16 protein-coding genes are annotated in these 20,661 nt (G+C 75.0%); 8 read left to right on the top strand and 8 right to left on the bottom strand.

Translation table 11 applies throughout. The features are described 5' to 3' along the window. Positions 1–477, bottom strand: a 477-nt coding sequence (locus E1300_RS35120) for a PucR family transcriptional regulator ligand-binding domain-containing protein (protein WP_207400125.1), incomplete at its 3' end; no start/stop codon positions are given. 91 nt (positions 478–568) lie between these two features. Here E1300_RS35120 and gabT point away from each other — a divergent pair. Further along, complete coding sequence (gene gabT, locus E1300_RS35115) at positions 569–1,918, top strand: 4-aminobutyrate--2-oxoglutarate transaminase (protein ID WP_131761426.1); 1,350 nt, start codon at positions 569–571, stop codon at positions 1,916–1,918. A gap of 44 nt (positions 1,919–1,962) precedes the next feature. On the opposite strand, the gene E1300_RS35110 is transcribed toward gabT, so the two are convergent. The 3 genes from E1300_RS35110 to E1300_RS35100 form a co-directional block, all read right to left on the bottom strand. Next, entirely contained in the window at positions 1,963–2,982 is a 1,020-nt protein-coding gene (locus E1300_RS35110) for an LLM class flavin-dependent oxidoreductase (RefSeq protein WP_131761425.1), read from the bottom strand. Positions 2,983–3,023: 41 nt separating this feature from the next. Then, positions 3,024–3,320 (bottom strand): hypothetical protein, encoded by a 297-nt coding sequence (locus E1300_RS35105; protein WP_131761424.1) that lies wholly within the window; start codon positions 3,318–3,320, stop codon positions 3,024–3,026. A 156-nt stretch (positions 3,321–3,476) separates the two neighbouring features. Continuing rightward, positions 3,477–5,165 carry an ExeM/NucH family extracellular endonuclease gene (locus E1300_RS35100; RefSeq protein ID WP_131761423.1) on the bottom strand — a complete coding sequence of 563 codons (1,689 nt, stop codon included), beginning with the start codon at positions 5,163–5,165 and terminating at the stop codon, positions 3,477–3,479. Between the two features lie 158 nt (positions 5,166–5,323). On the opposite strand from E1300_RS35100, the gene E1300_RS35095 reads away from it, so the two are divergent. Next, the gene (locus E1300_RS35095) at positions 5,324–6,121 is read left to right on the top strand and encodes an IPT/TIG domain-containing protein (RefSeq protein ID WP_131761422.1); all 798 of its coding nucleotides are present in this window, start codon (positions 5,324–5,326) and stop codon (positions 6,119–6,121) included. Positions 6,122–6,124: 3 nt separating this feature from the next. Here the strand turns inward: E1300_RS35095 and E1300_RS35090 are convergent, their stop codons facing one another. Further along, on the bottom strand, positions 6,125–7,576 hold the full coding sequence (locus E1300_RS35090; RefSeq protein WP_131761421.1) for a carbon-nitrogen hydrolase family protein: 1,452 nt from the start codon (positions 7,574–7,576) through the stop codon (positions 6,125–6,127). Between the two features lie 193 nt (positions 7,577–7,769). Between E1300_RS35090 and E1300_RS35085 the strand changes: the two genes are divergently transcribed. Then, positions 7,770–8,594 (top strand): helix-turn-helix domain-containing protein, encoded by an 825-nt coding sequence (locus E1300_RS35085; protein WP_131761420.1) that lies wholly within the window; start codon positions 7,770–7,772, stop codon positions 8,592–8,594. Positions 8,595–8,660: 66 nt separating this feature from the next. Here the strand turns inward: E1300_RS35085 and E1300_RS35080 are convergent, their stop codons facing one another. Then, on the bottom strand, positions 8,661–9,545 hold the full coding sequence (locus tag E1300_RS35080; protein WP_131761419.1) for an NAD(P)-dependent oxidoreductase: 885 nt from the start codon (positions 9,543–9,545) through the stop codon (positions 8,661–8,663). An 81-nt stretch (positions 9,546–9,626) separates the two neighbouring features. On the opposite strand from E1300_RS35080, the gene E1300_RS35075 reads away from it, so the two are divergent. Next, the gene (locus tag E1300_RS35075) at positions 9,627–12,788 is read left to right on the top strand and encodes an AfsR/SARP family transcriptional regulator (protein WP_131761418.1); all 3,162 of its coding nucleotides are present in this window, start codon (positions 9,627–9,629) and stop codon (positions 12,786–12,788) included. A gap of 52 nt (positions 12,789–12,840) precedes the next feature. Here the strand turns inward: E1300_RS35075 and E1300_RS35070 are convergent, their stop codons facing one another. Continuing rightward, positions 12,841–14,091, bottom strand: coding sequence for an MFS transporter (locus E1300_RS35070; protein WP_131761417.1), 1,251 nt, complete (start codon positions 14,089–14,091; stop codon positions 12,841–12,843). A gap of 47 nt (positions 14,092–14,138) precedes the next feature. Between E1300_RS35070 and pdxR the strand changes: the two genes are divergently transcribed. The 4 genes from pdxR (at position 14,139) to E1300_RS35050 (ending at position 20,061) form a co-directional block, all read left to right on the top strand. Next, positions 14,139–15,602: a MocR-like pyridoxine biosynthesis transcription factor PdxR gene (gene pdxR / locus E1300_RS35065; protein ID WP_131761416.1), complete on the top strand. Its 1,464-nt coding sequence runs from the start codon at positions 14,139–14,141 to the stop codon at positions 15,600–15,602. A 214-nt stretch (positions 15,603–15,816) separates the two neighbouring features. Continuing rightward, positions 15,817–17,097, top strand: a complete 1,281-nt coding sequence (locus E1300_RS35060) for a lipase family protein (protein ID WP_131761415.1) — start codon at positions 15,817–15,819, stop codon at positions 17,095–17,097. A 106-nt stretch (positions 17,098–17,203) separates the two neighbouring features. Next, positions 17,204–18,229, top strand: coding sequence for an acyl-CoA desaturase (locus E1300_RS35055; RefSeq protein WP_131761414.1), 1,026 nt, complete (start codon positions 17,204–17,206; stop codon positions 18,227–18,229). Positions 18,230–18,288: 59 nt separating this feature from the next. Beyond that, positions 18,289–20,061: a fatty acyl-AMP ligase gene (locus E1300_RS35050; RefSeq protein WP_131761413.1), complete on the top strand. Its 1,773-nt coding sequence runs from the start codon at positions 18,289–18,291 to the stop codon at positions 20,059–20,061. Positions 20,062–20,122: 61 nt separating this feature from the next. Here E1300_RS35050 and E1300_RS35045 read toward each other — a convergent pair whose 3' ends face one another. Next, complete coding sequence (locus E1300_RS35045) at positions 20,123–20,593, bottom strand: helix-turn-helix domain-containing protein (protein WP_242619581.1); 471 nt, start codon at positions 20,591–20,593, stop codon at positions 20,123–20,125. Between the last annotated feature and the right edge of the window lie 68 nt (positions 20,594–20,661).

Raw genomic sequence — 20,661 nt, 5'->3', positions numbered from 1 at the left:
GAGGAGCCGCGCGAGCCGGGCGGTGAGCGGGCCGGGGCCCGCGAGCGCGGCGCGGGTCAGCTCGCTCTGAGCGGCGTACGCGCGGCGCGTGTCCTCGAACCGCTCGTCGGCGAGCAACTGCGAGACGGCCTTGCCGATGGCGATGAAGGGCGTCGGCCGCGGCACCTCCAGCAGCGCGAGGCCGCGGTCGCGGGCCGCCGCGAGCAGCTCCGGCGGGACGGCGGCGTGGATCACCCCGACGGCGAAGCCGAGACCGGAGACGCCGCGGGCGACGAGGCGGTCCACGTAGGGGGCGGCGTTCGCGGGGGTGAGGCGCATGCCGGTGGTGAGGACGAGCTCGCCGCCCTCCAGGAACGGGGTCGGGTCCTCAAGCTCGCTGACCGCGACCCACGCGACCGGCTCGTCCGGGAGCGGGCCGGTGAGGGACCGGAGCCCGAGCCCGCGGAGGGCGGCCACGGCGGCCAGGCTGGGCGGCATCGCGTTCCTTGTGCGGAGTGTCCAACGGGCGGGCCGGATTTCGCCGTCCCGTACGTTCCAGCGTAGCCGCCGCCGGACTTACGTTCGGGCCATGACCAGCCAGGACGGCGGCGGCCCGCGGCTGCCGCAGGAGAGACGCGTCGTGACCGAGATTCCGGGGCCGCGGTCGCGGGAGCTTCAGGAGCGCCGGACCGCGGCCGTGCCGCCGGGGGTGGGCAGCGTCCTGCCGGTGTACGTGGCGGACGCCGGCGGCGGCGTGGTCGTCGACGTGGACGGCAACTCGCTGATCGACTTCGGTTCCGGCATCGCGGTGACGAACGTCGGCAACGCCAGCCCGCGGGTCGCGGCGCGGGTGAAGGAGCAGGCGGACCGGTTCACCCACACCTGCTTCATGGTCGCGCCGTACGAGTCGTACGTGGCGGTGTGCGAGAACCTGAACCGGATCACGCCGGGCGACCACGAGAAGCGCTCGTTCCTGGTCAACAGCGGCGCCGAGGCGGTGGAGAACGCCGTGAAGATCGCCCGGTACGCGACCGGGCGGCAGGCGGTCGTCGTGTTCGACCACGGCTACCACGGCCGGACGCTGCTCACGATGACGCTGACGGCCAAGAGCATGCCGTACAAGCACGGGTTCGGGCCGTACGCGCCGGAGGTCTACCGGATGCCGATGGCCTACCCGTTCCGCTGGCCGACCGGGCCGGGGAACTGCGGGCCGGAGGCGGCGGCGCAGGCCGCCGACATGATCTCCAAGCAGATCGGCGCGGCGAACGTGGCGGCCGTGGTGGTGGAACCCATCCAGGGCGAGGGCGGGTTCATCGACCCGGCGCCCGGATTCCTGCCCGCGATCGCCGGGTTCTGCCGGGCGAACGGCATCCTGCTCGTCGCGGACGAGGTCCAGACGGGCTTCGCGCGGACGGGCGACATGTTCGCCTGCGAGCACGAGGGGATCGTCCCGGACATCGTCGCCACGGCGAAGGGCATCGCGGGCGGGCTGCCGCTCGCCGCGGTCACCGGCCGCGCCGAGATCATGGACCGGGTGCACGGGGGCGGGCTCGGCGGCACCTACGGCGGCAACCCGCTGGCCTGCGCGGCGGCGCTGGCCGTCCTGGAGGAGATCGAGGAGGGCAAGCTGACCGAGCGGGCCCGCCGGATCGGGGAGGTCATGCTGCCCCGGCTGCGCGGGCTCGCCGGGCGGTACCCCGCGATCGGGGACGTGCGCGGGCGCGGCGCGATGATCGCGATCGAGCTGGTCCGGCCGGGCACCAAGGAGCCCGACGCCGCGCTGACCGCCGAGATCGCGCGCCGCTGCCACGCCCGGGGCCTGCTCGTGCTGACCGCTGGGACGTACGGGAACGTCCTGCGTTTCCTGCCGCCGCTCGTGATCCCCGAGCACCTCCTGAACGAGGGCCTGGACGTCCTCGAAGCGGCGTTCGCGGCCTGACCCGCGCGGCCGCATCAGGCGCGGCCGCGTCAGGCGTGGCCGCGTCAGGCGCGGGCGGGGGAGGGGGCCTCCGGGCGGGCGTCCGCGCCCAGGCCGTACAGGTCGGCGAGGATGTCGTAGGAGCGCAGCCGGTCGGCGTGCTCGTACACCATCGTCGTGACCATGACCTCGTCCACGGCGGTCCGCTCGATCAGGGCGTCCATCTGCCGCCGGACGGTGTCCGGGCCGCCGACGACCTGGTCCGCGACGCGCGCGTCGATGATCTGGCGCTCCAGCGGCGTGTACGGGTGCGCCGCGGTCTCCTCGGGCGTGGGCAGCGGCCCGGGGCGGCCCTGCCGCAGCCGCAGGAACGACAGCGCCTGCGGCCGGGCGAGCTCGCGGGCCCGCTCGTCGGACTCGGCGGCGGTGACCGAGACGCCGATCATCGAGTACGGCGCGTCCAGCGTCGCGGACGGGCGGAACGAGTCGCGGTACAGCGCCAGCGCGGGCTCGGTGTTCTCGGAGCTGAAGTGGTGCGCGAACGCGAACGGCAGGCCGAGCAGCCCGGCGAGGCGGGCGCTGTAGCCGCTGGACCCGAGCAGCCACACCGGCGGCTCGTTGCCCGCGGCGGGCGTGACCGCGCTGTCGGCGCCGAAGTAGGAGCGCAGCTCGACGACCTGCTCGGGGAAGTCGTCCACCGACAGGGCGTCGGGGGAGCGGCGCAGGGCGCGGGCGGTGGCCTGGTCGGTGCCGGGGGCGCGGCCGAGGCCGAGGTCGATGCGCCCGGGGTAGAGCGCCTCCAGCGTCCCGAACTGCTCCGCGACGACCATTGGCGCGTGGTTCGGCAGCATGATCCCGCCGGATCCGACCCGCATCCTGGACGTCGCCGCGGCGACCTGCCCGATCAGCACGGCCGTGGCCGAGCTGGCGATGCCGGGCATGGCGTGGTGCTCGGCGAGCCAGTAGCGGTGGAAGCCGAGCCGTTCGGCGTGCCGGGCCAGGTCGAGGGTGTTGCGCAGGGCCTGGCCGGACGTGGAGCCGCTGACGACGGGGGCCAGGTCGAGGACGGAGAAGGCGACGCTCATACCGGGTGACAACCGGCGGCGGTGCCGTCCTCTTCCCGAGGTCAGCCCGTCGCTGCGCGGATCGCCGCGACGACGACGGCGATCGCGCCGGCGACCAGCAGCGGCAGGACCGTGATGCTGAGCCACGACCAGATCACGAGCCTGCGGCCGCCCTGCACGTCGTTCGTGGCGAACCGGTTCTCGGCGTTGGTGTACAGCAGCGCGGCGACCACGACCAGGGGCAGGAAGACGAACGTGGTGAGCAGGCCGAGGACGAACGCGAAGACCTGCCCGGTCCTGGTGTAGGTGCCGTCGGGTCCGATTCCGAGAGCGGGCCGGCGGGGAACGGCTTCGTTCATGGGGCGCACCGATCTCGTGGGGGATGGGAGTGACCTGGATCATACGCTCGGTCACCGAGCCCGGCCAGAGTGGTCCGGATCACAACCGAATCACGTTCAGAAGTGCGGCGCCGCCCCCGCGGGCTGCTCGGCGGGGGCGGCGCGGTCGTGCGTCGGTCAGCGGAGGTGGAGGCCCACCAGGACGGGGTCGTGGTCGGACGAGCGGAACGCGTCCGGCTTGTAGAACGCCGGCGGGTTGTACTCGGTGTTGTAGTCGAGGATCGTCGCCTCGTCGCTGTTGATGTGCCAGATCGTCGCGCCGGTGACGCGGCGCGACAGGCCCTTGCCGGCCAGCACGTGGTCCAGCTCGCCGGACTGGCCGTCGAACACGTAGCTGTAGCGGTCGGCGGGCCGCACGAACCGCTCGGTCTGCCCGACGAGGCCGCCGGACGTGAGCGCCTTCACCGGGTCCTCGGCGGTGTAGGAGTTGAGGTCGCCGAGGACGAGCGGGTTCTGCTCGTGCGCGGCGAGCGCCGAGACGGCCTTCGCCTGCGTGACGCGGCGGGCGTTGAAGCAGCCCTGCCCGTCGCCCTGGTCGGCGTCGGCGCCGGTCGCGCCCGTGCAGCCCTTGGACTTGAAGTGGTTCACGATCACCGTGAACGTCGTCCCGCCCGCGGCGGGCTTGAACGCCTGGACGAGCGGCGGCCGCTCGAACACCGGCTCCGCGGACGAGCGCGCCGCGCCGACCGGCTTGACCTTCTTCACCTTGTAGATGAGCGCGACGTGGATCTCGTCCGTCCCCGGGTTGGGGTGCGGGACCGAGGCGTACGTCCCGGCGCCCACCGCGGCGTTGAGCCGGTCGACCAGGGCCTGGACGGCGGTCTCGCCGTTGTTCTCGACCTCCATGAGCCCGACCACGTCGGCGTCCAGGCCCTTCAGCGCGGCGGTCAGCTTCGCGAGCTGCCGCTCCTTCTCGGCCTCGGAGTCCGCGCCGCGCTTGTCCAGCGTCGTGAACCAGTTGAGCGTGTTGAAGCTCGCCACGCGGACGTCGCCGCCCACCGCGCGCGGCCGCACCGGGCGCGGGTTGGTGCGGGCGAAGCGCGCGGCGGCCGTCGGCTGGAGCCGGTAGGTGTCGAACCCGTAGCTCAGCACGCCGGTCAGCCCGGTCGCCGAGTCGCCGAGGCGGACCACGCGCGGGTCGGTGTACGGGATCGTCGCCGGGTTCTGGACGTTCGACCCGTCGTCGATCAGCAGGCTGCGGGCGTCGTTCGCGGCCTGCGTGGCGCCGTGCCCGTCCGTCGGCTGGAACGTGCGGCCGCCCGCCGCGACGGTCATCTCGCCGTACCGGCCGAGCTGGTAGGTCTCGGTGGCGGTGAGCCGCTGCCCGAACCGGACGAGGACGCCCTCGTACCGCTCCAGGGTCGCGCCGCCCCGCAGCGGCAGCCGCACGGACGCCGGGGCGATGCGGCCCGTGCCGCAGACGTCCACCGCCGTGACGGGGGACAGCTCGGTGAGCCCGTTGTACTCGACGGCCTTGCCGGTCACCAGGACCCGGTCGCCCGCCTTCACCTCCTTGGTGGAGTACACGAAGATCCCGTCCGAGGTCGCCGGGTCGGCGTCGGGCGTCGGGTCCTGGACGAAGAAGCCCTTCAGCTGGTCGGACCCCTGGAAGTCCGCGGTGACGACCCCCTCGACCCGGACGGTCTGCCCCGCGACGGGGCTCGCGGACCCGGCGCCCTGGACCTGGGCGATCTGGTGGGTGGCGGGCGTGCCGCAGGGCTCCGGCTCGGCCGCCTGGGCCGCCTGGACGCCCGCGGCGAGGCCGGCGGTCAGGACGGTCGCGAGTGCTGCTGCTGTTCGGCGCATGCCGGGGAGCGTAAGCCGCGCCGCCCGCCCGTTGGCGACCCGTTAGTGAAGTCTCCACCAACCCGCAATGGACTGTCCCCTCCAGGTCGCCGCGCGGGGCGAAACGGCGGCGCCGTCCGATTCGATACCCCGCAGGGACAGCGGACGAGGGGGCGCGCATGGCCGACGAGTCACCGGTCGGGACCGAGTACGCCCGCACCCGCGACATCGTCGCCGCGTCGGCCTTCCTCCTGCTGCTCACCGCCGCGCTCCTCACCCTGCTCGTGCAGGCGTGGCCGCCCGCGGCCGGCACCGCCCCGGACGGCCGCGTCCAGCCGCCCCCGAGCAGCACGGTCGTCCACCTCCCCGGCTGGTCGCCGCGGCTGTCGCGGGAGTCGGGCCTGTTCGTCGTCGTGCTCGCCGCCGGGGCGCTCGGCGCCGTCGTCCACGCGCTCCGGTCGCTGTACTGGTACGTCGGGAACCGGGCGCTGCGCCGGAGCTGGCTGATGATGTACCTGTTCCTGCCGTTCGTCGGCGCGCTGCTCGCGCTGATCGTCTACCTCGTCCTGCGCGGCGGGCTGACCTCACCGGCGGGCGGGGCGTCCGACGTCAACCCCTACGGCATCACCGCCATCGCCGCGCTCGTCGGCCTGTTCTCCCGCGAGACCGCCGAGAAGCTCCGCACCGTCTTCGCGACCCTGCTGGCGCCCGCCCAGCCGGGCCGCGACCAGGCGCTGTCACCGCGGATCACGTCGGTCGAGCCCGCGTCCGGACCGGCCGGCACCGCGGTCGTCGTCCGCGGGTCCGGGCTGTCCTCGGCCACCGCCGTCCGCTTCGGCGGCGCCGAGGCCCCCGTGACGGACGCGACGGACGCGCGGCTGCGGACCACCGTCCCCCCGGGCGCCACCACGGACCGCCCCGTCGTCACCACGCCGGGCGGCTCCGCGACCGCGCCCACCACGTTCACGGTCGGCTGAGCGCTACTTGTTCTCCGGCCAGTGGTCGTGCCAGGCGTCGTAGGCGGCGCCGGGGAACAGGCGGGGCAGCTCCGCGGTCGCGAGGCGGCCGAGCTCGCCGCCCGTGCTCGCGGCACCGAACTGCAACTCGGTGGCGTACGCGTCGCGGTGGAGCCGCTCCGGGCCCGCGACGAGGCAGGTGTAGCGGGGGCCCGGCAGCTCGTCGTCCGGGATGGCGGCGCCGACCGCCAGGCTGTTGGCCACCACGACCCAGCTCCCGAGGCCCGCGACCTGCCGCTCGGCGCCCTGCTGCTCCCAGCGGTACCGCAGGATCGGCTTGGAGAGGATCGGGACGAGCAGGTGCGAGACGCCGCAGGACAGCAGCTCGCGCTCCCACCCGATCGACCGGCCGAGGTCCTCGCAGATCAGCACCGCGAGGCGGCCGAGCGAGGAGTCGAGCACCCGCACCTTCGTGCCGAGCGCCGCGTACTCCTCCGCGGTGCCGTCCGCCGGCGCGCCCGGCAGCCGCCACAGCCGCATCTGCGCGGCGTCGAGCGTGAACCCGGACAGCTTGTCCTGGACGAGCAGCTCCCGGCCCGTCCAGCGGTCGATCAGGACGGCCCGGTTCGGCGGCGGGTCGGCCGCGCCGAGCGGGCCGGTCCCGGCGAGCAGGAACCGCAGCGGGTGCCGGTCGCGGTCGCGCCCCGCGGTGTCGAACGCGACCTCCTTCCAGTGCTCCAGCAGCCCGTCCGTCAGCGACAGCTCGGGCATGACCGCGAGCCGCGCCCCCGACTCGTCGAGCCGCCGGACGATCGCCTTGATGCGGCTGCGGAGGCCGGCCGAGTCCATCGGCCGCAGCCGGTAGACGGTCATGCCGGCCCGCTCCCCGAACTCGACCTCCACGTCCTCCAACGTCTCCAGGACGGGCGCGCAGCCCACCGGCACCGGCTCGTCCCGGCTGAAGTACGGGTCGTGCACGGCGGGCAGGACGGCGTGGTCGACGCGCTCCCACTCGGCCTGCGGGACCCGGTGCACGCCGAAGAACTCCGGCTTCGTCCGGCGCCCGCGCGGCCGTCCGGGGAAGGCGCAGCGGGGGAGCAGCGCGCCCGCCGTGCCCGGCCCGTTCAGCTTCCCCTCCGTCAGGTAGGTGACGAGGACGGAGGTCAGCGCGGGCGCGTCGTAGTAGGGGCTGTACGGGCTGGCGTGGGCGAGCGCGATGTCGAGGCCGAGCAGGAGCGTGAAGCGCCCCAGCTCGCCGTCGCGCTCGACGGTCTCCGCGACGGCCGCGGGATCGAGCGCGCCCGAGTCGAGGACGGTCTCGGCGATGTCGCCCGCCGCGCGCCGCACCCGCGGGTCGTCGTACCAGGCGGTGGCCGTCCACCCCTGGAAGACCTCGTCGGAGATGTCGTCGTAGAGCCGGACGAAGAGATCAGCTGGTCCGGCCGGATACGCGGCGGTGGCCGGCTGATCCGCCATAAGCGCTCCTGTGGGGCGGGGAACGGGGGACAGGGAACAGGCTGGCGTGACGTTTCGTCACCGATGCTAACTCTCCCCGGGCGCGCGTTCCGTGGCATGCGCTACACATCGGTCCGCCTCCTCACTTGACATTCATTTGACATCGGCGCACGCTGAAGAGGTCCGGCCCATGCCAGCCGACCCAGGAGCGCCCGTGAACGCCAAGGCAGAGACCACCTCGCGCACCCGCTCGCCCCGGGGCGACCGCCGGGCCGAGGTCCGCCGCCTCATCGACGCCATGGAGCACGCCAAGGTGATCAGCGACGGGCACTTCAGCGCCCTCGGCATGCTGATCACCGACGCCTCGCTGAGCGCGGACGAGCCGGCGCTCGTCGAGTGCCAGGACGGTCTCCAGTGGCTGCACCGGCACTACCTCGACGTCGACGCGCTGGACGGTCCGCAGCGCGAGCAGCGGGGGCGCATCCTCGGGCTCATCGACGTCGTCCACTGGGCGCTGAAGCGGCTGCCGTCCGGGCTCCAGCTCGCCCTCCAGCCGGGCGGGCACGCCGCCCGCTTCCTCCTCGCGGTGCGCCGCCGCCAGGGCCTGTCGAACCAGCAGCTCGCCGCCGAGCTGGGCACCGACGAGACCGAGGTCAGCCGGGTGGGCCGCAAGCTGCTGTCGGCGGGCGTCGTCTGGCGCCGCAAGGAGTGGCGCCACAACGCGTGGGACATCACCCCCCGCGGCCGCCAGTATCTGGAGACCTCGGGCCTCCTGACCGACCCCGACCTCGTCGAGCCGATGGACCCCGAACCGGCGGCCGCGGAGCCCGCGCCCGGGACGCCCGGGACGCGCCCGGCCACGGCTCCGCCAACGCCGTCCAGCGACCGCACCGCTGGGGCGCCCGCTGAGCACTCGGATCACGCCGACCGGCGCGAGACGCGCGGTGTCGAGAGTCCTGGCCCGGGCACTCGGCGCCGAGACAACGGTTCGCGCCGCTCCGGCCCGCCGCCAGGCCGTCCTGGCCACGCCAGGGGCTGACCACCTCCAGCCGACGCCAGCCGTGCGTCCCGGCGTCCGGAAGCGATCCCGACCGGATCGCGGGCGTCAGTTGGCCGGGCGGGTGGGCTCTGGTCGCGCGAGGAGGGGGATCAGGCGGGCCAGGCCGTCGTCGCCGTGGCCGGACGCGACCGCCCGGTCCAGGAGGTCGCGCATCGGGAGGAGCAGCGACGGGTCGACGCCCTGGTCCTCGCTCGTGGCGATCAGACCCGGGAAGGCGACCTGGCTGGTGGCCACGCTCGACACGTCGGTGCCGTACTCGCCCGCGTCGACCGCCCTGGCCTGCTCGGGGAAGGAGCGCATCATCGCGGTCAGCCAGGCCGTGGCCATCGGCTCGAACACCGTCGCCGCCACCTTCTCCGAGCGGACGAGCGCGACGGCGTGGGCGAAGCCCGCGAACATGCCGTACATCGCGTCGAGCAGCGCCAGGTCGAACAGCGGCGCGAGGCCGGGGTCGGCGCCGACATGGCGCGGCGAGCCGAGGGCGGCGAGGACGTCGCGGTGCGCCGCGAACGCGTCCTCGTCGCCGCTGTAGAGGATCAGCGCCTCGGGCCGGCCGATCATCTGCGGGACGGCCATGATGCCGCCGTCGAGGTAGCGGGCGCCGTGCCCGGTGACGTGGTCGGCGAGGTCGCGGGCCTGCCGGGGCGTGCCGTTGGTGAGCTGGACGACCGTCCGGCCGGCCAGGGCTCCGTCCGCCAGGACCTCCTCCGCGTTCGCGTAGACGGACAGGCAGACGATCACCAGGGGGCTCGCCTCGATCGCCTCGGCGGCGGTCGCGGCGGCGACCGCGCCCTTGGCGGCGAGCGGCTCGGCCTTCGCGGCGGACCGGTTCCAGACGGTGGTGGTGTACCCCGCGTCCAGCAGCGCGGCGGCGAGCGCGGAGCCCATCAGGCCGAGCCCGAGCACGGTCACGGAGGTCTTCTGAGGCATGTCGGTCTCCCTTCTCGGTAGGTCACCGAGCGTGCCGGGGGCCGGTTCGGGAAACCTTCGGGCGGCGTTACGGTGGGCGTCATGCGCTTCGCGGTCCTCGGTCCACTGGAGGTGCGGACCGAGGGCGGCTCACCGGTGAAGGTCGCCGACCTGAAGGTGCGCGCGCTGCTGGCCGACCTGCTCGTCCACGCGGGGCGGGTCGTCCCGGCCGACCGGCTCATCGACGACCTGTGGGGCGCGGGGCTGCCCGCCGACCCGGCCGCGACGCTCCAGGCGCGCGTCTCGCAGCTCCGCCGGACGCTGGAGGACGCGGAGGCGGGCGGCCGGGCGCTGGTCGAGTCGCGCAGGCCCGGATACCGGCTGGACGCGCAGGCCGACGACGTCGCGCGGTTCGAGCGGTTGACCGAGCGGGCTGCCGGGGTCGCCGATCCGCGGGTCCGGTCCGCGCTGCTCGGTGACGCTCTGGCGTTGTGGCGCGGGCCTGCCTACGCCGAGTTCCAGGACGCGGCGTTCGCGTCCGCCGAGGTCGCGCGGCTGGAGGAGTTGCGCCTCGCGGCCGTGGAGTCGCGGGCGGAGGCGCGGCTGGAGCTCGGCGAGCACGAGGCCGTCGCGGCCGAGCTGGCCGGTCCGGTGGCCGCGCACCCGCTGCGCGAGCGGTTGCGGGCCGCGCACATGCGGGCCCTGCACCGGACGGGACGCTCCGCCGAGGCCCTCGCGTCCTACGACGCGTACCGGCGCCGGTTGCGCGACGATCTCGGCCTGGATCCCGGGCCGGAGCTGGCGGCGCTGCACCGGGCGATCCTCCGCCAGGACCCCGGCGAGGCCCGGGAGCGCACCGCGACGAACCTTCCCGGTGACCTGACCCCGCTGGTCGGCCGGGACGCGGCGCTGGACGAGGTGGCCGGGCTGCTGGGTACCGCGCGCCTGGTCACGCTGACCGGGCCGGGCGGCGTCGGCAAGACGCGGCTCGCGGTGGCGGCGGCGCGGCGGCTTCCGGCGCGCCACCCGGACGGGATCTGGTTCGTCCCGCTGGACGAGGGCGCGCGGGCGGGCGCGTCCGCCGACGAGGTGGCGGCGGTGGTCGCGGGCGTGCTCGGCCTGCGCGACGACGCCGGCCGGCGGGGGAGTCCGGCCGGGCGGCTCGGCGGCGCGCTGCGCGGCAAGCGGGCGCTGCTCCTCCTGGACAACTGCGAGCACGTGCTGGACGGGGCCGCGCGGCTGGTGGCGGCGCTGCTGCGGAGCGTCCCGGGGCTGCGGGTCCTCGCGACGAGCCGCGAGCCGCTCGGGATCTCCGGTGAGCGGCTGTGGGCGGTGCCCCCGCTGGCCGTCCCCCCGCCGGCCGCGCCGCCCTTGGATACGGCGTCCTCCTACGGCGGGCGGGAGCTGTCCGAGTACGGCGCGGTCGAGTTGTTCGCGGCGCGGGCGGCGGACGCGCAGCCCGGGTTCGCGGTCGGTCCCGGCAACGCGGCGGCGGTCGCGGCGATCTGCGCGCGGCTCGACGGGATCCCGCTGGCCCTGGAGCTCGCCGCCACCCGCGTCCGGTCGCTGGGCGTGGCCGAGCTGGCGAAGCGGCTGGACGACCGGTTCCGGCTCCTGTCGTCCGGCGCCAGGGACGCGCCCGCCCGGCAGCGGACGCTCCGCGCGGTCATCGACTGGAGCTGGGAGCCGCTGCCGGAGGACGAGCGGGCGGTGCTGCGCAGGCTCGCGGTCCACTCCGGCGGATGCACCCTGGACGCCGCCGAGCAGGTCTGCGGAGCCGATCCCGGCGTGCTCGCGCGCCTCGTCGACCGGTCCCTCGTCGTGGTGACCGGATCCGCTTCCCCGCAGGGACCTCGCTACCGTCTGCTGGAGTCGGTCGCCGCGTACTGCGCCGAACGGCTGCGCGAAGCGGGCGAAGACGCCGAGACGCGCCGCCGTCACGCCCGCTACTACGCGGCCCTCGCCGAACGCACTGGAACCCTGCACGCCGAAACGCGTGACGCTTCCGAGCGGTCAGCCGCTCCGCTGCTCCGGACGCCGACGTCCCGGGACGCCCTGGCGCGCATGCAGGCGGAAGCGGGCAACCTGCGGGTCGCGCTCGACACCGCCGTCGAGGACGGGGACGCGGCCGACGCACTCCGCATCGTCAACGGGATGGCATGGTGCTGGTTCCTCTGCGGGCGTCCCGAAGAGGCGTGCCGCGCGTTCGAGCGGGCGCTGGCCGTGCCGGGGGACGGCCCGAGAGCACGGGCCGAGACCTGGTACGCGGGGTTCCGCATGCTCGACGGCGACGGCGCCGGCCGTGACGAGCGGTGCCGGGCCGTCCTCGCGGCGTATGACGGTGCAGGCGACCCGTGGGGTCGGGCATGGGCGCAGTGGTTCCTCGGCTACGCGCGCGGCGGCTTCGGCGACCTCGCCGAGATCGGACGGCTCCTGGACGGCTCACTGGCGGGGTTCCGCGCCCTCGGAGACGGCTGGGGCGAGGCGCTGGCGCTCGCGACGCGCGCCGCGCACGCGGTCTCGGCGGGGGACCTCGCGGCGGCCGGACGTGACGGCGAGCGCGCCGTGGAGCTGTTCCGCGCGGCGGGCGACCGCTGGGGACGGCTCCTGGCCACCGACGCGCTCGGCCTGGTCGCCGAGGTCACCGGGGACTACGACCGCGCCGCTGACCTGCACCGGGAGGGGCTGCGCGACGCCGAGGAACTCGGCCTGTGGACGGAGGCGTCCGGGCGGCTGTCGCGGCTCGGCCGGATCGCGCTGCTCACCGGCGACCACGAGCGGGCCGACGCGCTGCACGAGCGGGGGCGGGCGCTGGCCGTCCGGGAGTCGCACCGGCGGATGGAGCACTTCGCCGAGGTCGGGCTCGCGCTTTCCGCGCGGCGGCGCGGCCGGCTCGACGAGGCCGAGGCGCTGCTGCGCCGCTGGCTGGACTGGTGCCGCGACATCGACGGCGCTCCCGGCCTCGCGTTCCTGCTGGCGGAGCTCGGTTTCATCGCCGAGGCGCGCGGTGACGCCGCCGAGGCGCTGGCCCTGCACGCCGAAGGGCTGGAGGCGGCCCGTGCGACCGGTAACCCGCGCGCCGTCGCGCTCGCCCTGGAAGGGACGGCGGGGGCGCTGTCGCTCGCCGGGCGCCTGGACGAGGCGGCGCGGTCGCTGGCGGACGCGTCCGCCGCCAGGGCCGCCGCCGGGGCCCCGCTCCCCGAGGCGGAGCGCGGCGACGTCGAGCGGATCGCCGCCCGCATCCGGTCGGCGTCCGCCGCCTGAGCGCCGTGCTCGAACGCCGTGTGTGAGCGGCCTCTTGAATCCGACGAACCGATCATGAGCGGCGTGCCAGCGGGAGCACGAGGAGGACGAGCGCGCCGGTCAGCGCGAACGCGGCCGGGTAGCCGGTCTGCGCGGCGGCCAGCCCGAACCCGGCGCCGCCGAGGCCCATGCCGCCGTCGTAGGCGAGGTTCCACACGGCGCTGACCGTCCCGTATCCGGAGAGGGGGACGCGGTCGTACATCAGGGACAGGCTCGCGTTCTGCGCCACGCCGAACCCCGCCCCGAACAGCGCCATCGCGGCCATGACGGCGACCGGGCCCGAGGCGACGGACAGGGCGGCGACCCCGGCGGCCGCGGCGAGGACGCCGGGAGCGAGCAGCCGCCCGGCGCCGTGCCGGTCCCCGAACCGGCCCGCCCACCAGCGGGTCAGCGTCCCGGCCGCGGCCTGGACGAGCAGCCCGGCCGCCGCCCCGCCGCCCGCCACCGCGGACGGCAGGAACGTCACGACGACGCCCGCCGCCATCGCGGTCGAGGCGAACACGACGGAGGGCCGCAGCAGCGCCGCGGAGCGGAGCCCGTCCAGCACCCCGAGCGGCTTCCCGGCGGCGGCGGGCTCGCCGGCGGGGGACGGCGGCCGGTCGGGCAGGCCCGGGATCGCGACCAGCACGGCGAGCGCGGACACGGCGCCCGCGATGAAGATCGGCGTGTAGCCGAACCGTCCGGCGAGCCAGACGCCGAGCGGCAGCGCCAGCACGGCCGGGACGCCGATGACGACCCCGGACACGCCGAGCCCCTCGCCGCGCCGCTCCGCCGGGACGAGCGTCGCCACCAGCACGCCCGTGACGACCACGACGATCGCGAAGCCGACGCCGCGGACGAGGCTCACCGTGAGGACCGTCGCCATCCCGGCGGAGGCGGGCAGCGCGAGCGCGGGCAGGCCGAGCAGGACGACGCCGGCGGCGAGGACGCGCCGGTGGCCGAAGCGGGCGAGCAGCCGCGGGCAGGCCAGCTCGGCGGCCACGGTGGACAGCATCAGCGCGCCGGTCGACAATCCCGCGCCGATCCCGCCCGACCCCGCCGACGCCGCGTACAGCGGGACGACCGACAGGAGCAGGTAGAAGGCGATCATCGTGCCGAGGCTGCACACGAACACGAGGGCCAGCGGCCGGGTGATGAGCCGAGGGCGATCAGCGACACTCGGCACCGCAGACGTCGTCGCGGTGGCGGGGGAGGGCGGTGTGGTGCTCGGGATCGCGGTGCCGTGCCGGCCGGTGTCCGGCGCCGTGCGGAGTGTCTCGCTCATGTGGACGACGCTAGGGGCACGGCCGGGCCACTGTATGGTCCGGTTCCATGGCGATCGAGTGGTCCGGTTCGTCCCCGGAGCTGCTGCTGCGGGTCGACCGCGCGGCACCCGGGACGCTGCGCTCCCAGCTGGAGCGCGGCCTGCGCGACGCGATCTGCACCGGGCGGCTGAAGGCGGACGAGCGGCTGCCCTCGTCGCGGCAGCTCGCCCGGCAGCTCGGGCTGTCGCGCGGCGTCGTCCAGGAGGTCTACGGGCAGCTGACCGCCGAGGGCTACCTGTGCACCCGGACGGGCTCGGCGACCCGGGTGGCGCCCGTCCGCGTCCACCCGGACGTCGCGCCCGGGGAACGACCCGGAACCGGCGCGCGAACCGGAACCGGCGCGCAGGTTGGGCGCCCGGGACGGCCCGCGCCGTCGCCGCGGTTGCGCGTGGACTTCGCCGCGGGCGTCCCGGACCTCGCGAGCTTCCCGCGCGGCGACTGGGCGTGGGCGCAGCGCGAGGTGGCCCGGACCGTCCCGACGGCGGAGCTCGGCTACGGCGATCCGCGCGGCGCCCTGTTCCTGCGCGAGGTCCTCGCCGGGTACCTGCGCCGCGTCCGCGCGGCGGTGGCCGAGCCCGACGACATCGTCGCCTGCACCGGGTTCGCGCAGGGCCTCAACATCGTCCTGCGGGTCTTGGCCCGCCGCGGCGTCGGCACGGTCGCCTTCGAGGACCCGGGGTACGGCGACGGCGCGACGATGGAGGCGGCGGCCCGCGCGGGCATCGACGCGGTGCCCGTCCCGGTCGACGAGGACGGCGTGGACGTGGCGGCCCTCGCCGCGACCCGCGCCCGCGCCGTCGTGGTCACGCCCGCGCACCAGTGGCCGACCGGCGTCGTCCTCGCGCCGGAGCGCCGCCGCGCCCTCGCCGGCTGGGCCCGCGACCGCGACGCGGTCATCGTCGAGGACGACTACGACGCCGAGTTCCGCTACGACCGCGAGCCCGTCGGGATGCTCCAGGGGCTCGCGCCCGACCGCGTCGTCGGCCTCGGGACGGCCAGCAAGTCCCTCGCGCCCGCCGTGCGGCTCGGCTGGATCCTGTGCCCGCCGGCCCTCGCGGGACTCGTCGCGGACGAGAAGCGGCACGACGACCGCGGGTCGCCCGTCCTCGACCAGCTCGCGCTCGCCGCGCTGATCGAGTCGGGACGGTACGGGCGGCACCTGCGGCACATGCGCGGCGTCTACGCGGGACGGCGCGCGGCCCTGGTGGAGGCGCTCGCCGAGCACGCGCCGCCCGTCCGGCTCACGGGCCTGGACGCCGGGTTCCACGCCGTGGCGCACCTGCCGGACGGCGCCGACGAGCGCCGCGTCGTCGGCGAGGCGCGCAAGCGGTCCGTCGGCCTGTACGGGATGAGCACGTACCGGGCGTCCGGGGCGGCCGACCCGCCGCGGCTCGTGCTCGGGTTCGGCGATGTGACGGAGGCCGCCGTCCGCGCCGGGATCGCCGGCGTCGCCGACCTCCTGCGCGGCTGACCTGCCGCGATCACCGCCGCACCTCCGTCGCGGCTGACGGCGGCGCCATCGCGGCCCAGGCGGTGGAACGCTCCCGGACGCACCGGGGCTTCCGTTACGGCGCGGTACACCGCGGATCCCGGCCCGCTTTATTGAGTTGATTGCTAATAAGGGCCGCCGACCCTGTGACGTGACTTCATTCCGCCTGTGGGACCGCTGGGACACAGTCGTCACCATGCGAATCCGGACCATGTTCGCCACCGCCGTCCTCGGCGCCGCCACGGCCGCGCCCGCCGTGCTCGCCGGCCCGCAGGCGGCGGCAGCGCCCGCCCCCGCGGGCTGCACGGCCACGGACGCCGAGATCTACGCGGCCCCCGCCGCGGTGACGGGGAGCCCCGGCGACCTGCTCGCGTGCCGCGAGGCGAAGCTCACCAACATCCCCGGCGACGTCCCGATGAAGGCGTGGAAGGTCAGGTACGTCTCGACCGACGCGAAGGGCGCGAGGATCGCCGTCACCGGGACGGTCGCGATCCCGACCGCGGCGTGGACGAAGGGCGGCTCCCGCCCGACCGTCGCCTTCAACCCGGGGACGCTCGGCTCGGGCCCCCAGTGCGCGTTCTCCAAGCAGCTCGCCGGCGAGTACGTCGACATGTACGAGGGCGGGAACCTCCAGCTCTTCCTGCACGCGGGCTACGCGGTCGCGGCGACGGACGGCGTCGGCTACCTGGACGGGCAGGTCCACACCTACATGGTCGGCGCGAACGCGGGGCACGCGCTGCTCGACATCGTCCGGACGTCCCGGCGGATCCCGGGCGGGACGCTCGCGGCGGACGGCAAGGTCGGCATCTCCGGCTACTCCGAGGGCGGCGCCGCGTCGCTGTGGGGCGCGCAGCTCGCCGCGTCGTACGCGCCGGAGCTGAACGTGGTCGGCGCGGCGGCGGGCGGCGTGCCCGGCGACCTGCGGCTCACCGCCAAGCAGCTCAACGGCAGCCTGTTCGCGGGCTTCCTCGCCGACGCGCTCGTCGGGCTGAACGCCGCCTACCCGGAGATGCCGTTCACCGAGCTGATGAACGAGCAGGGCGCCCGCGCCATCAAGGACGTCCGGGCCAACTGCCTCTACGGGACGCTCGCGGTGTTCCTCGGCGCGCGGGTCGAGAACTTCTCCAAGGACAAGTTGAGCCTCGACCAGATCTACGCGCTGAAGGGCCCCGGCGGGGTGACCTGGGGCGAGATCGTCGACCGGCAGAAGCTCGGCGTCGACATCGGCAGGCCCGGGTCCGGCGCGAAGTACACGATCGGCTTCCCGGTCTTCCAGTACCGCGGCTGGCTCGAAGAGATCATCCCGCACGAGACCGAGGACGCGACCCGCGCCGCCTACTGCGCCGCCGGGATCACGACCACCTGGAAGACCACCTACCCGACCGAGCACCTGTCCACCGACTGGGGCGCCGCGGGCGACGTGACGAGCTTCCTCGGCGACCGGTTCGAGGGCAAGCCCGTCCAGGGCGACTGCTGAGCCCGGCGCCCGCCGAGCACACGTCCACCACGTCCACCGCGTCCGCCACGTCCACCGCCATGTCACCGCCACCACGTCCGACCATCACGTCGCGAAGGAGACCGCAATGACAGCGGGTGTCGCCGACACCGGCAGCAGGACACCGCAGCCCGACATCTCCGGCACCGTCCCGTTCCCCGAGCGCGTCGCGGTCGTGGTGTTCGTGGTCGGCCCGATCATCGGCCTGCTCTGCGCCGTCCCGTTCCTGTGGGGCTGGGGGATCGGCTGGACGGACGTCGCGATCTTCGCCTTCCTGTACCCGCTCAACGCGATCGGGATCACGGTCGGCTACCACCGGCACTTCACGCACGGCGGGTTCAAGGCCAAGCGCTGGCTCCGGATCGCGCTCGCGATCCTCGGCGGGCAGGCCATGCACGGCTCGGTGATCCGCTGGGTCGCCGACCACCGCCGCCACCACAAGTACGCCGACCAGGAGGGCGACCCGCACTCGCCGTGGGCGTACGGGCCCGGCGTGTGGGGCCTCACCAAGGGCCTCTACCACGCCCACATGGGCTGGCTGTTCAGCAAGGAGCGCACGTCCCGCAGCAAGTACGCCCCCGACCTGCTGCGCGACCGCGACATCCGGTTCCTGTCGCTCGACCCCGTCTACGCCGTGATCGTCCTGTCGACGTTCCTCGTGCCGATGGGGCTCGGCGCGCTGCTCACCTGGTCGTGGCACGGCGCCGTTACCGCGCTGTTCTGGGCCGGGCTGATGCGGGTGTTCATCGGCGACCACATCACGTTCTCCATCAACTCGATCTGCCACGTGTTCGGCAAGGAGGACTTCAGGACGCGGGACAAGGCGCGCAACGTGTGGTGGCTGGCGATCCCGTCGTTCGGCGAGTCCTGGCACAACCTCCACCACGCCGACCCGACCTGCGCCCGGCACGGCGTGCTGAAGGGGCAGATCGACATCAGCGCCCGCGTCATCTGGATCTTCGAGAGGCTCGGCTGGGTCTGGGACGTGCGCTGGCCCGACCACGACCGCCTCGCCGCCCGCCGCGTCGGCGCCGGGACCCCGGCCAATGCGAAGACCGGCGCGAAGGCCGCCGACCGCGCGGAGGAGGGCGACCGCGTCGCCGCCGCCTCCTGATGATCGCCGCCTCGTGACCGCCGCCTCCTGAACCCGCCTCCCCCACAGGAGTACGAAGCATGACCGACCTCCCCGCCCTCGACCGGACGCCGCTGATCGAGCGCCTCGCGCGGTTCGCCAAGGACTTCCCCGACGACCGCGCCTACACGTTCATGGACTACATGACCGACCCGGACGGCGTGGCCACGGACGTGACGTTCGGCGAGCTGGACCGGCGGGCGCGGTCGATCGCGGCGGCGATCCGCCGCGCGACCGTGCCCGGCCGCCGGGTGGCGCTGCTGGCCCCGCAGGACCTGCACTACGTCGCCGGGTTCCTCGGCGCGATGTACGCCCGGGTGATCGGCGTCCCGCTGTTCTCGCCGGACCTGCCCGGCCACGGCGACCGGCTGCTCGCCGTCTACCGGGACGCCGAGCCCGACGTCGTCGTCACCACGAGCGCGGCGCTCCCGGCCGTCGAGGCGTTCCTGGCCGGCGACGACGTGCGGCGGCCCGCGGAGGTGATCGTCGCGGACGAGGTGGACCCGTCGCTCGACTGGACGCCGGAGCCGATCGACCCCGGCGACGTCGCCTACCTCCAGTACACGTCCGGCTCGACCCGCACCCCCGCCGGTGTGATCATCACGCACGGGAACTTCGCGACCAACGCCGAGCAGCTCTGGCGGACGTTCGAGGGCATCCCGCGCGAGTCGTCCGGGGTGAACTGGCTGCCGGTGTTCCACGACATGGGGCTCGTCACCACGGTCGCGCTGCCGCTGGTGTACGGCAACCCGGGCGTGATCATGGACCCGGTGGCGTTCGTGATGCGGCCCGTCCGGTGGCTGGAGCTGCTCAGCGGGCAGAAGCACGCGTTCACCGGCGGCCCGAACTTCGCCTACGAGTACCTCACCGCGCAGGTCACCGAGGAGGAGAAGAAGAACCTCGACCTCAGCGGCGTGCAGGTCTTCATGAACGGCGCCGAGCCGATCCGGGAGAGCACGCTCCGCGGGTTCTACGAGGCGTTCAAGGACTGCGGGCTGCGGCCCGAGGCGCAGGTGTGCGCCTACGGCCTCGCCGAGGCGACCGTCTACGTGTCGGCGTCGTCCCGGTTCCGGGAGCCGACCCGCGCCGCGTTCGACCACGAGGCGCTGCGCCGCGGCGTCGCCGAGCCCTGCGCCCCGGACGCGCCCGGCGCGATCCAGCTCATCGCCTGCGGGACGTCCTACGGCCAGCACGTCGTGATCGTGGACCCGGAGACCGGGGAGCGGCGTCCGGACGGGCACGTCGGCGAGATCTGGGTGCACGGCCCGAACGTCGCCGCCGGCTACTGGGGACGTCCGGAGGCCACGAAGGAGACGTTCCAGGCCGAGCTGACTGGAGACCTCGGCGGGGAGGACGGCGACCTGCCGCGGCGGCCCTGGCTGCGCACCGGCGACCTCGGCGTCCTCCACGGCGGCGAGCTGTTCGTCACCGGGCGCATCAAGGACCTGGTCATCGTGGACGGCCGCAACCATTACCCGCAGGACATCGAGTACACGGTCTCGAACGCGCACAAGGCGATCCGCCGCGAGTACACCGCGGCCGTGGCCGTCGACACCGGCGACACCGAGGGCCTCGTCGTGATCGCCGAGCGGAACCGGCGCGTCCCGATCGCGCTGCTGGACGCCGCCGAGGTCGCGCAGGCCGTCCGGACGGCCGTGAAGCAGCAGCACGACCTGCGGGTGGAGGACGTCGTGCTGATCGAGCCCGGCGGGCTGCCCCGCACGTCCAGCGGGAAGATCGCCCGCTCCGCGTGCCGCCAGGGCTACCTCGACGGCACGCTTCCGCTCGCGAAGGCGCAGACCGCGGCCGGGTGACCGCCCGCCCCCCGCCCGATCCGGTCCGGGCGGGGGCCGCGCCGCTCCCGGTGCGGCCGCGTCAGTCCCGCTCCTCGCCGGCCTCGCTGAGCCAGACCGGGAGCAGCAGCATCAGCTCCAGCCGGATCGCCGGGTCCTCGATGTCGTAGTCGAACAGGTCGTGGAGCTGCGCCAGCCGGTACCGGACGGTCTGCGGGTGCACGCACAGCGCCTCGGCGGCGTCCGTCGCGTTGAAGCCGTGCTTGAGGCACTCCAGCAGGGTCACCGCGAGCCGCCCGCCGCGGTGCGGGCCGAGCTCCGACAGCGGCGCGAGGCGGTGCCGGGCCGCCGCCTCCGCCAGCGTCCAGCCCTCCTGGAGCAGCAGCTCGGGCATGTGCCGGTCCGCGCGGACGAGCCGCGCCGGACCGCTCCCCGGGGTCCGGCCCGTGCGGGCGGGCCGCGCCCCGGGGAGCCTCCCGGCGTCGATGAGGTCCAGCGTCCGGTGCGCCCAGCGCAGCGAGACCCGCGGGGGAAGGCCGCGCCGACGCGCCATCTGCCGCCCACCCGGCCGCCGGTCGCCCGGTAGACGGCCACGTTCGCGCGGGACATCACCTTGAGGAT

Source organism: Actinomadura fibrosa (genome assembly GCF_900659615.1).
In the GTDB taxonomy this organism is placed as follows: domain Bacteria; phylum Actinomycetota; class Actinomycetes; order Streptosporangiales; family Streptosporangiaceae; genus Spirillospora; species Spirillospora fibrosa.
The sequence above is the reverse complement of the archived record's forward strand: the minus strand, read 5'-3'. Positions and strand labels throughout refer to the sequence as shown.